Below are 12,054 nucleotides of genomic sequence, written 5' to 3' on the forward strand. Positions count from 1 at the left end.
TTTCTTTAGACCATGCTAAAAAATTGAGGAGCATTGAAGCAGAAGCAATTTACATGCTAAAATGGTTTGTTAGCAATAATGGATAAAAAAGAGGAGGAGTACGGATGAACAAAATAAATGCGCAAAATCCGTTTCCATATTCCGTTGAAGATAAACGATATCACACTTGGAATTATCATTTACGTAACCATTTTGGGCATAAGGTATTTAAAGTCGCGTTAGATGGCGGCTTTGATTGTCCGAATAGGGACGGTACGGTGGCACATGGCGGCTGTACTTTCTGCAGTGCCGCCGGTTCTGGTGACTTTGCAGGAAATCGAGCTGATGACCTGATTACACAATTTAATAAAATTAAAAATAAAATGCATCACAAATGGAAAGACGGCAAATACATGGCTTATTTTCAAGCTTTTACCAATACGCATGCACCTGTTGAAGTTCTGCGGGAAAAATACGAAACCGTGTTAAAACTAGACGGTGTAGTCGGACTTTCCATCGGAACACGTCCAGATTGCTTACCGGATGATGTGGTCGAATATCTGGCAGAACTGAATGAACGCACGTATTTATGGGTGGAGCTTGGCCTCCAAACCGTTCATGAGCGTACCGCACTGTTGATTAACAGAGCACATGACTTCCAAACGTATGTAGAAGGTGTCAATAAACTGCGTAAACACGGTATTCGTGTATGTTCACATATCATTGACGGGCTGCCGCTTGAAGATAATAAAATGATGATGGAGACTGCAGAAGCTGTTGCAAAGTTAGACGTTCAAGGTATCAAGATTCACTTGCTGCATCTTTTGAAAGGCACTCCGATGGTGAAGCAATTTGAAAAAGGGATGCTTGAATTTCTGTCTTTTGAGGATTACATCCAACTTGTTTGCGACCAGCTTGAAATCTTACCGCCAGAGATGATCGTCCACCGTATTACAGGAGACGGTCCTATTGATATTATGATTGGTCCCATGTGGAGTGTGGACAAGTGGTCTGTACTAAATGCCATTGATGCAGAGTTGAAAAAACGAGATAGCTGGCAGGGGAAATATTATAATAGTGGTGATGGACGATGAAATTAGAACGAGTATTGCCTTATAGCAAAAAGATCATGAAGCTCGCCTTATCTGAGGGGGATATAGCTGTGGATTGTACGGTCGGAAACGGCCATGACACCCTTTTCCTTTCAGAGCTTGTCGGGGAAACCGGCCATGTGTATGGCTTCGATATACAGGAAGAAGCACTGTCGAACACGAAAACTTTGCTGGCGGAGCATGGGTTGGAGGCACGAGTCACCCTTTTTGAAGACAGTCATGCCGAAGTGTTGAAACGAATTCCTTTGGAAAAACATCGACTAATCAGAGGAGCCATTTTCAACCTCGGCTATCTTCCTGGTGGCGACAAAGACATTGTGACAGTTCCAGAAAGTACGATACAAGCCGTCGACAACCTATTATCTGTGATGGAAAAAGAGGCAGTGATCGTCCTCGTCATCTACCACGGACACCCAGAAGGACAAGTCGAACGCGACGCACTTCTAGACTACGTCACCAAACTCGACCAAAAAAAAGCCCACGTCCTTCAATACCGCTTCATCAACCAAATCAACAACCCACCATTCATCATCGCAATCGAAAAAAAATAAAGGAACCGGCAGAGATGCCGGTTCCTTTGTTGCATTAACGCATTGAGGGTCAGACTCCTCTTCAGTTCTCTAAACCACTAAAGCCTTCCCCTCTCCACGCTTTACGCCCCCCGCCAGCTTTGAAATTTGCGGTAAGCCCGTCCGTTCATGTAGAAGAAGTAGGCGGTGCCGCCGCTTGCTTTGATGATGCTTTTGGCCATGGAGGAGATGTCTTTGCATTCGTGGACTTTACGGTCTGAAAGATAGACTCCGAGCAGGCCGCGATTTATCAGGCGGTGGAATTTCTCAAATGGCAATCCAGCTGTATAGGCATCTGCCTGATCCATAAAATGCTGTAATCTGTCCATAAACACAGACTCACTTTCATAATAAGTACAAAAATTGAGATCCCCACCATCTATATCCTCTTCCTGGTCAATGAAATAATCCAACAGAATATGTAGCCCCTGAATATAAGGGAAATAACCACCTACTATTTTCTCGGCATGTTGGGAGGTGAAGGATTCGCGGTATGCTTGCGAAACCAAACAGAATATCCCAAGAGTGGATCCTGTACAAGCCGAGAATTCATACCATTCCATGGGAGGCAGCTCCTCTTTATAAAGAGAGAACCATTCTTCCAGCCTCGGCACGCGTTCTTCCTCAATCACATGCTTATGTACCTGCAAATCACAATAATAGCCTGCAAGCCTAACTAGATGCGGAGCTATTAATTCATAATTACGATGAGACCTTAACACTTCCTGACAGGTCGTCACCAAACTTGCGAGATACCCCCCATCATCCTGTTCAACCCGAAATCGGTAATACTCTTTCAAAGGTTCTCCGACCGTCAAAGCGTCCGGCATGGACTCATGCAGTGCTTCAAAGTCTTTAGGATCCAACGATGTGCTTCTGTCGCATAAGTTATCCAAATAGTCACTGATAGTCTGATATGCAACAATGAATTTCACCGCATTACGAAAATCAGCACCTGCAAGTAAAGACAGGATCCCTCCCCCTTCACAATGGAAAGCTTTCGTCTCAATACTTGCCAGTGCCTGCTTGCGAAGCTCCTCATCTGGAATAACAGAAGCCCTCTTTTTCCAAAGCTCCAGCTCCTCATATACAACAGGAAACACATCTCGATACACTCTTTTCATCAAAGAAAAAGGATGGGTGGGTACCTTCAAATTCAGTCACTTCCTTCTAATTGTAAGTCCACAAAAGCTTTTGCATAACGGAAAACACGTGCACGCTCTGGTTCATTGAAAATTTCATGGTAAAGTCCTTCCCACTCCTTATACGTTTTCTCTTTGGCAGAAAGGGAATTAAACCATGTTTCTGATGCAAATTTGTCCACAACCAAGTCCTCTCCTGCCTGCAAAAGCAAAACAGGAACATCCGGGAATTTTTCAATGCCCGTAAAAGCCTGATTCATCGATTGAACAAGTTCACGATACCATCTAACAGACACTTTCGTGATGTAAAGCTCATCTCCTGCAGCAGTTTTTCGTATTTCTTCATTTCTTGTAGCTTTATCTATCGTCAAACCCGTTTTAAACTTTGTTTTCGGCAAGATAAAGTTAAGCCCTTTAGAAAGGACGTCGAGCCCTTTGGTTGGATGATGCAACAGTTTCAAGCATGGTGAAGATAAGATAACACCGTCGACCATCAACGGCTTCTTTTCTTGAAGTGTACGGATAACTGCCAATCCTCCCATACTATGTCCGATAACAAAGACAGGTGGTTTCAAGAGGTATGCTTCTTTGATCCACTTTTCTACTTCTTCTATATACTCATCAAAATTATCGATATGCCCTCTTCTCCGTGTGGAAAGACCTTGCCCAGGCAAATCCCCCATAATGACATTATACCCGTTTGTTTTCCACTGATCTAACAACCACGTGTATCTCCCGTGATGCTCCTGAGCTCCGTGGACAATGACGATGGTGCCTTTCGGATTTTCAGCCTCCCATTTCCACATTTCAAACACTCCCTTAAAAATATAAAATTCTTTCTGATATAATAAAATAAAACAATCAATTCTTACAAGCTGGAGGAACACATGTATAAAATATACCCATATCTAGATAAAAAACCACAAATTGATGAGACAGCCTATTTGGCAGACTTCTCCGTGATCACTGGTGATGTGACCATAGGAAAAGAAAGCAGCATATGGTTTCATACTGTCATTCGCGGAGATGTTGCGCCGACCATTATCGGGAATAGAGTAAATATACAAGATCAATCCCTATTACATCAAAGTCCGAATAAGCCTTTGATAATAGAAGATGATGTCACAGTTGGGCATCAATGTACACTACATAGCGGATTTGTTCGCAAAAACGCCTTAATTGGCATGGGCTCCATCATTTTAGACGGAGCTGAAATTGGAGAAGGCTCCTTCATCGGTGCCGGCAGCCTTGTTCCACCTGGAAAACGCATTCCACCAAATTCACTTGCATTTGGCCGCCCCGCCAAAGTAGTCCGCGAACTAACAGAAGAAGACAAACTAGACATGGCCCGCATACGAAGAGAATACGTCGAAAAAGGCCAATTCTACAAATCCATACAAAGTTGATTTTTTGATTAAAGGTCAATCATTAATGCAAAATATATATCCCACACACCACCCAAAAACCGGGTGGTGTTTTTATTCTAAAATTTCTGTAAATTTTCCATCACCAAATTCTTACCCATTCTTTACATAGTCTTATAACTTCCTAAATATTCTCCATCTAAAATATAAATAAGAATAAAACCTAGCTAAAAGGAGTCCTAATGATGGTCAAATTACTAGCTAATTTCTACGAATTTGAATGCAATTTGTTTCGCAGTGTGAATCGTCATTTTGACAGAAAGTATGTGAATTTCTTTTTTCGCAACATTACTCATGTTGGCGGAGCCACTTTTACCATTTGCACCCTCTTACTTTTCATTATCTTCAGCAATCATTCCCTAAAACATACAGCTATTGCAGCGGGGCTATCATTGGCGCTTAGTCACATACCTGTAGCTATTGCAAAAAAACTATATCCAAGACGCCGTCCATACCTAGCGCTTGCTGAGATCAAAGTGGCCACAAACCCGCTTAAAGATCACTCCTTTCCATCTGGTCATACTACTGCCATTTTCTCAAGTATAATTCCTTTTGTCCTATTTCTTCCGCCACTGGCAATCCTTTTAATACCTCTGGCGTTATGTGTAGGCATTTCAAGGATTTATCTTGGACTTCACTATCCATCGGATGTTGCAGTTGGAATGATACTCGGAAGCAGCACAGGAATATTTTCCTTTCTACTAATCATTCCACTATTTTCATAAAAAGAAGGAGGCTCACTATGAAAATTGCCATTTTCACAGACACTTTTGCACCAGATGTCAATGGTGTCGCAAAGACGTTAAAACGTTTGACCAATTACTTGGACAACAAAGGATTGGAATACCGAGTATTTGCACCAGAAAGTACGAACAAAGACCTTTTTTCCAGCCAGGTCCACCGCTTTGCAAGTCTTCCATTCTTCTTATATCCCGATTGCCGACTTGCATTACCGAATATACTGTCCGTGAAGGCCGAGCTAATAAAATTCAAACCAGACCTCATTCATGTTGCAACCCCATTTAATATCGGCCTTTGCGGACTTCACTATGCAAAAAAACTCGACATTCCAGTTGTGGGTTCTTACCATACGGACTTTGACAAATACCTCGAATACTACGACCTTCAATTTCTGACAAAAGTACTTTGGAGCTATATGCGTTGGTTTCATCGCCCATTACGCAAGATTTTTGTTCCATCCACTGACACCCAGAACCACCTCAAGAATCACGGATTCACCAATACTGCTATCTGGCCTAGAGGAGTTGACTGCTCAGTATTCTATCCAGGTACATCCTCTCAACTCTTAAAAAACAAATTTAATATAAAAGAAAAATATATCCTATCCTACGTTGGCAGACTTGCCCCTGAAAAAGATGTGGCCTTACTTCCAAACATTCAATCTTCCCTGCCTGAAACAATACGTCATGATGTGCACTGGCTTATAGTAGGAGACGGACCAATCAAACAAGAATTACAAAACAATGCCCCCACCAATATGACTTTCGCCGGCTTTCAGTCTGGACAAAACCTGGCAGAGATCTATGCCGGTTCTGATGTATTCGTCTTTCCTTCTGCAACCGAAACCTTTGGGAATGTCGTCTTAGAATCCTTGGCATCTGGGACACCTGTAGTGGGTGCTAATGCTGGAGGTGTCCAGACAATCATTAAACAAGGGGTGACAGGGCATCTGTGCAACCCAAATGACGCTATTTCTTTTGCGTCTGCCATCACTAGTCTCATAGAAGACGAAGAAAAACGAGAACAAATGGGTTATGCGGGCCGCCACTATGCTTTGGAGCAATCTTGGGACTCTGTTTTCGAAAGACTGCTTCACGATTACCAAAGTGCTTTAACACCACAAAAACTACAAATACTTGCATAAGAAAAGGAGGCCACTGCGCCTCCTTTTCCTGTTAAAACGAAGAAATTATTAAAAGATTTGCAACTTTAAAATGGAATATTATATAATATATTTATCTTACTTGTTCGGAAGGAGGGAAAAAGATGTTACTATCTGTAAATGCTCGCACTCAATATATGTCATACTTGCATATTTGTCGTGCAATTTTTCATGATTCAGCTATCAACGGGACACGTATGTCCTTTTTTAGACAGCTGAATAGAAAAGACAGATAGTAAGAGATCTTTAGCCCCACACACACCAGATGCATCGTGTACTTTGCGTCTAGATAAAAACCATGGGAAAGAAGGCTTCTTCTTACTCATGGTTTTTTTGTGCGTTTAAATTCTGAAGGAGTGAACTTAATATGATGATATGTACATTAAATAATATAACTAAAAGCTTTGCAGGTACGATGATTTTTGAGAATGTTTCTATGGAAATCCAGGCAAATGACCGAATTGGACTTGTTGGTAGAAACGGAAGCGGAAAGACGACAATTTTCCAACTGATTAGTGGATTGGAAGCTCCTGATAATGGAGCTATTCATATAAAAAAAGGCGCAAAAATCGGTTACCTTGCCCAAATCCCCTCCTATCCTGATGGGACAACAGGAGAAGATGTATTACTTTCCGCATTCAGAGAAACTGTGGAACTGCAGCATAAGTTAAGGTCTTTAGAAAAACAAATGGCGGACGTTGTGGAAGAGAACGAGTTAAGCAAGATTATGCATGAATACGGAGTACTGCAAGAACGCTATGGTTTTATGGGAGGGTACGAAATGGATGCCTCCATTCAGCGGATTGCAAACGGACTAAAAATCACCTCCCTACTTTCTCAGCGATTCTCAAGCTTGAGTGGCGGAGAGCAAACAAAAATATGCTTAGGATTTATCCTGTTGCAAAACCCGGATGTATTATTGCTGGATGAGCCGACCAACCATCTTGATATTTTTTCAGTAGAATGGCTCGAGCAATATTTAAAGGATTATGATGGTACAGTTGTTGCAATATCACATGACCGCTATTTTCTAGATGAAGTTGCAACTAAAATTATCGATTTAGAAGACGGGGAGATCCACACGTACCACACTAACTACAGTGGTTTCCTTAAGGAGAAAGAAGAACGATTGCTGTTGGAATTCTCCGCGTTTCAAGAACAGCAGAAAAAAATCAAGAAAATGAAAGAAGCTATCAAACGCCTGAAAGAATGGGCGAATCAAAGCAATCCACCTAATGCTGCCATGCACCGTCGTGCGAAAAGCATGGAGAAAGCCTTGAATAGAATGGAAAAATTAAAACGTCCTATCCTAGAAAGAAAGGCAATGGGTCTTCAATTTGATGCCACAGATCGTAGCGGAAAAGATGTGGTAATAATGGAAAGTGTACGTAAATCATTTGATACAAAAGATCTTTTCAAAAACATCGATCTTGCGGTTTATTTTAAAGAACGGGCTGCAATTGTTGGTCAGAATGGTACAGGGAAATCTACTCTTCTAAAAATACTTCTTGGGGAACTAGAGGCAGACAGCGGTTTAGTGAAACTTGGCAGTAATGTAAAAATAGGATATCTTTCTCAGCACATCAAGGCCGGTAATCCAAGCCAAACATTAATTGAAGCTTTCCGTGAAGACATTTCTATCACACAGGAACAAGCAAGACATGTGCTAGCTAAATTCTTGTTTTATGGCGCATCTGTATTCAAAAAAGTCGAGAATTTAAGCGGCGGCGAAAAAATGCGCCTCCGTTTGGCTCAGCTCATGCACCAGGACATCAATCTGCTAATATTGGATGAGCCGACCAACCACCTTGACATAGATTCCCGTGAGGTGCTAGAAGAAGCACTGGAAGAGTTTGACGGTACCATCCTCGCCGTCTCCCATGACCGATATTTCTTAAATAAATATTTCGAAAAAACATGCTGGCTAGAAGATGGGGTACTCGTTACCTATGAGGGGAATTATCAGTATGCGCGTGGAAAGCGGGAGGAGTTAGAGAGGAAAAAGGTTGCTGATCTTCCTAAAGTTGTCGAGATAGAGAAAAAAATAAAGCATTCCACTCCAACCTCTGAAAGTATTGGTTTCGAAGAGGTTGAAAAAAAATTAGAGGATTTAGAAACAGAGATAAATGAGCTGGAAACGCTAATGAACAATGAAGAGGATTTGCTAACACTTCAAAGGCTACAAGAAGAGCTCACTCTTTTAGAAACGAAAAGAGATTCATTATATGTAAAATTAGAAGAAATCCTATAAAACTAAAAACCGCCCATGAATAAAGCTCTCAAAGAGCCTCATTTCCGGGCGGTTTTTCTTATTAACATATATTAAGCGTTCGCTTGCTCTTTCAAAGCATCAGCCTTATCTGTTTGCTCCCAAGGAAGATCCAGATCATTACGTCCAAAGTGGCCGTAAGCTGCAGTTTGCTTGTAGATAGGACGACGAAGGTCTAGCATTTTGATGATTCCTGCTGGACGAAGGTCGAAGTTGTTGCGAACCAATTCAACTAATTTTTCTTCAGAAACTTTACCAGTTCCGAAAGTATCAACTGCAATAGATACTGGTTGAGCAACACCGATCGCATAAGCTAATTGAACTTCACATTTGTCAGCAAGTCCACTTGCTACGATGTTTTTAGCCACATAACGCGCAGCATAAGCACCAGAGCGGTCTACTTTCGTTGCATCCTTACCGGAGAATGCTCCACCACCATGGCGAGCGTATCCACCGTAAGTGTCAACGATGATTTTACGTCCTGTAAGACCTGCATCCCCTTGTGGTCCACCGATCACGAAACGGCCAGTTGGGTTGATGAAGTATTTTGTGTTCTCGTCAATCAATTCAGCAGGAACTACCGGCTTGATTACGTATTCTTTGATGTTGCGTTGGATACGCTCCAAGGAAACCTCAGGGTGGTGCTGAGTAGAGATAACGATAGTATCAATACGAACCGGTTGGTCGTTCTCATCATATTCTACTGTCACTTGCGTTTTACCGTCTGGTCGTAAGTAAGGAAGAACCTCATCTTTTCTTACTTCCGTTAAACGGCGAGAAAGCTTGTGCGCCAATGATATTGGTAATGGCATTAATTCTTTTGTTTCATTACAAGCAAATCCGAACATTAGACCTTGGTCCCCAGCTCCAATTGCTTCGATTTCTGCATCAGACATTTGACCTTCACGAGCTTCTAGAGCTTGGTCAACACCCATTGCGATGTCAGCAGACTGCTCATCGATGGAAGTAAGTACTGCACAAGTTTCCGCATCAAAACCGTATTTTGCACGAGTATAACCGATGCCTTGGATTGTTTCACGAACGATTTTCGGGATGTCAACATACGTGGAAGTAGTGATTTCACCAGCAACCAACACCAATCCAGTAGTTACGGAAGTTTCACACGCTACACGTGCATTTGGATCATTTGTAAGGATTGCATCTAGGATTGAATCAGAAATTTGGTCACAAATTTTATCCGGATGCCCTTCCGTTACGGACTCAGAAGTAAATAAACGACGTTGTTTAGTCATTAAAAAAAGTTCCTCCTTTTTACTTATGAAAAGCGTTTGACTTCTCTTCATGTACAGCAGTTATATTTGATACGGATCTCAGTTCCTATTGTGATGTTCTATGTTATCTTGTGTAAAAATAGAAAAAACCTTCCCACAAAATTGAGGAAAGGTTTGATGTCGAGAATTAGCCTTTCACTCTTATCGGTCAAGGTCAAAGCCTTGCTCAGGTTTAGCACCTTTTCTCAAGCGACCAAAAACTTGGCCTAATACAAAACAGCGGCGTGCTTTTTTGCGCTCGCTCATCCTTTGAGCAGGTTGCTGGGTTTCATAGGGCCTGTCCCTCCACCAGCTCGGAATAAGAGTATCCGTTCAAGGTTTTATATTAGCGTACTAAAACCTTTTATGTCAACAAAAAAGAGAAAAAATTCGACATCAATTTACAGGAAATAATTGCTTTCTTATAATATAGATCTTCTCTCTTGAAAATCTCTTTATCATTTCCTTTTACTTCTGGATGGCAAGGTTTATAATGAGATAGGACGTTTGGTGAAAATTTTAGTGGACAGGCATAAAATGATAACGCTTTCATTTTATGAATATTAAGCTTTTCCAGTGGGATAAGCCTCTTTTTCACAAAATGTTAACGAATTCCTATTAATTTTCATAAAATAAGCTAATTAGTATGGACTATTAAGTTAAATGTGTTATACTTTTTAACAGATGAGAAAAAAAGCAAATTATATAATTGAAGGAGAGTTATCCATGATGAAAACGGTTGGAATTGATAATGGGTTAACAAAATTAATTTACGGAAGCAACACACATGTTCAACTGTCTGTTCCTCAATTGGTAGAAAAAATATTAAACCGTAACGAAGGCTGCTTGACCTCAACTGGTGCAGTACTCGCAACCACTGGCAAATACACGGGTCGCTCCCCTAAAGATAAATTTATTGTAGAAGAAGAAATTAGCCGAGATAAAATTGATTGGGGTACCGTCAACCGCCCTATCTCTGAAGATGTATTTGATCGCCTATATAACAAAGTTCTCACATACTTAGAAAACAAAGATGAAGTGTTCGTGTTTAAAGGATTTGCAGGTGCCGATGATAAATATCAACTGCCAATTCAAGTAATCAACGAATTCGCTTGGCACAACCTTTTTGCACAACAGTTATTCATCAAGCCAAATGAAGAGCAATTGGCTAAACATGAAACCGCATTCAGCATTGTTTCTGCTCCAAACTTCAAAGCGGATCCTGCAGTGGACGGGACAAATTCAGAAGCATTCATCATGATCTCCTTCAGCAAACGAATTGTGCTGATTGGTGGGACTGAATATGCCGGGGAAATGAAAAAGTCCATTTTCTCTGTTATGAACTACCTTCTACCAGAAAACGGAATTATGCCAATGCACTGCTCTGCGAACGTAGGACGTGAAGGCGATGTAGCATTATTCTTTGGACTATCCGGCACAGGTAAAACAACACTATCTGCCGACCCTAACCGCAAGCTTATCGGTGACGACGAGCACGGCTGGTCTAACACAGGTGTATTTAACATTGAAGGCGGATGCTATGCTAAGTGCATCGGTTTGACACGTGAAAAAGAACCACAAATCTTTGATGCGATCCGTTTTGGATCAGTCCTTGAAAATGTAGTCATTGACGGTCAATCCAGAATTGCTGATTATGAGAACTCTACGCTAACTGAAAATACACGTGCAGCTTATTCTCTGGATGCAATGGAAAATATCGTTCAGCCGAGCATTGCTGGTCACCCGAATACCATCGTCTTTTTAACAGCCGATGCAACAGGTGTATTGCCTCCAATCTCTAAGCTTTCTAAAGAACAAGCTATGTTCCATTTCCTAAGTGGTTACACAAGTAAACTTGCAGGCACAGAGCGCGGAATCACATCACCACAAGCTACTTTCTCCACTTGCTTTGGCTCACCGTTCCTGCCGCTACCTGCTACGACCTATGCAGAGATGCTTGGAAAGAAAATCGATGAGCACAACGTACAGGTCTACCTTGTTAACACAGGCTGGACTGGCGGAGAATATGGCGTTGGAAGTCGCATGAAGCTTTCCTACACAAGAGCAATGGTACAGGCGGCACTAGAAGGCGACTTGACTAATGTAGAAGTAGAAAAAGATCCATACTTTGGCGTTTCCATTCCAGTACATGTTCCTGGTGTACCTGATGAAGTGTTACAACCAAAGAAAACATGGCATAACGAAGAGAAATACGATCAATCTGCACGTGAGCTTGCAGGCAAGTTCAAAATGAACTTCAAGAAGTTTGAAAATGTACCTGCGGAAGTCCTTGAGTTGGGCGGACCTACGGTATAATTGGTAAAATATTTGAGCCAACCAAGGCTGTGAGAGACTTGGTTGGCTTTTTGGTTTATTGGGGGCGCT

Annotated in this window: 11 protein-coding genes and 1 riboswitch; of the genes, 8 read left to right on the forward strand and 3 right to left on the reverse strand. The window is 41.6% G+C overall.

Annotated elements, in window-relative coordinates; translation table 11 throughout:
- The first annotated feature begins 113 nt into the window (after nt 1-113).
- Entirely contained in the window at nt 114-1,073 is a 960-nt protein-coding gene (locus FZC76_RS09485; protein WP_187442021.1) for a TIGR01212 family radical SAM protein, read from the forward strand.
- Nucleotides 1,070-1,642, forward strand: a complete 573-nt coding sequence (locus tag FZC76_RS09490) for a class I SAM-dependent methyltransferase (protein ID WP_148987968.1) — start codon at nt 1,070-1,072, stop codon at nt 1,640-1,642. The genes FZC76_RS09485 and FZC76_RS09490 overlap by 4 nt, the downstream gene beginning before the upstream one ends.
- A 101-nt stretch (nt 1,643-1,743) precedes the next feature.
- Here FZC76_RS09490 and FZC76_RS09495 read toward each other — a convergent pair whose 3' ends face one another.
- Together FZC76_RS09495 and FZC76_RS09500 are read right to left on the reverse strand one after the other, a co-directional pair.
- Nucleotides 1,744-2,814 carry a tetraprenyl-beta-curcumene synthase family protein gene (locus tag FZC76_RS09495; protein ID WP_148987969.1) on the reverse strand — a complete coding sequence of 357 codons (1,071 nt, stop codon included), beginning with the start codon at nt 2,812-2,814 and terminating at the stop codon, nt 1,744-1,746.
- 2 nt (nt 2,815-2,816) lie between these two features.
- Nucleotides 2,817-3,608, reverse strand: a complete 792-nt coding sequence (locus tag FZC76_RS09500) for an alpha/beta hydrolase (RefSeq protein WP_148987970.1) — start codon at nt 3,606-3,608, stop codon at nt 2,817-2,819.
- An 81-nt stretch (nt 3,609-3,689) separates the two neighbouring features.
- Between FZC76_RS09500 and FZC76_RS09505 the strand changes: the two genes are divergently transcribed.
- The 5 genes from FZC76_RS09505 (at nt 3,690) to abc-f (ending at nt 8,380) form a co-directional block, all read left to right on the forward strand.
- Nucleotides 3,690-4,208 carry a gamma carbonic anhydrase gene (locus FZC76_RS09505; RefSeq protein WP_148987971.1) on the forward strand — a complete coding sequence of 173 codons (519 nt, stop codon included), beginning with the start codon at nt 3,690-3,692 and terminating at the stop codon, nt 4,206-4,208.
- A 200-nt stretch (nt 4,209-4,408) separates the two neighbouring features.
- Nucleotides 4,409-4,951, forward strand: coding sequence for a phosphatase PAP2 family protein (locus FZC76_RS09510; protein WP_392396825.1), 543 nt, complete (start codon nt 4,409-4,411; stop codon nt 4,949-4,951).
- 17 nt (nt 4,952-4,968) lie between these two features.
- Complete coding sequence (locus FZC76_RS09515) at nt 4,969-6,111, forward strand: glycosyltransferase family 4 protein (RefSeq protein WP_148987972.1); 1,143 nt, start codon at nt 4,969-4,971, stop codon at nt 6,109-6,111.
- A gap of 122 nt (nt 6,112-6,233) precedes the next feature.
- The gene (locus tag FZC76_RS23625; RefSeq protein ID WP_316246599.1) at nt 6,234-6,365 is read left to right on the forward strand and encodes an RAxF-45 family protein; all 132 of its coding nucleotides are present in this window, start codon (nt 6,234-6,236) and stop codon (nt 6,363-6,365) included.
- Nucleotides 6,366-6,496: 131 nt separating this feature from the next.
- Nucleotides 6,497-8,380 carry a ribosomal protection-like ABC-F family protein gene (gene abc-f / locus FZC76_RS09520; RefSeq protein ID WP_148987973.1) on the forward strand — a complete coding sequence of 628 codons (1,884 nt, stop codon included), beginning with the start codon at nt 6,497-6,499 and terminating at the stop codon, nt 8,378-8,380.
- Between the two features lie 71 nt (nt 8,381-8,451).
- Here abc-f and metK read toward each other — a convergent pair whose 3' ends face one another.
- Nucleotides 8,452-9,651 carry a methionine adenosyltransferase gene (gene metK / locus FZC76_RS09525; RefSeq protein ID WP_148987974.1) on the reverse strand — a complete coding sequence of 400 codons (1,200 nt, stop codon included), beginning with the start codon at nt 9,649-9,651 and terminating at the stop codon, nt 8,452-8,454.
- 177 nt (nt 9,652-9,828) lie between these two features.
- A riboswitch (SAM riboswitch) is annotated at nt 9,829-9,995 on the reverse strand.
- Nucleotides 9,996-10,398: 403 nt separating this feature from the next.
- Between metK and pckA the strand changes: the two genes are divergently transcribed.
- Nucleotides 10,399-11,985 (forward strand): phosphoenolpyruvate carboxykinase (ATP), encoded by a 1,587-nt coding sequence (gene pckA / locus FZC76_RS09530; RefSeq protein WP_148988038.1) that lies wholly within the window; start codon nt 10,399-10,401, stop codon nt 11,983-11,985.
- The last annotated feature ends 69 nt before the right edge of the window (nt 11,986-12,054 follow it).

It is taken from the genome of Sutcliffiella horikoshii (genome assembly GCF_008180725.1).
GTDB classification, from domain to species: domain Bacteria; phylum Bacillota; class Bacilli; order Bacillales; family Bacillaceae_I; genus Sutcliffiella_A; species Sutcliffiella_A horikoshii_B.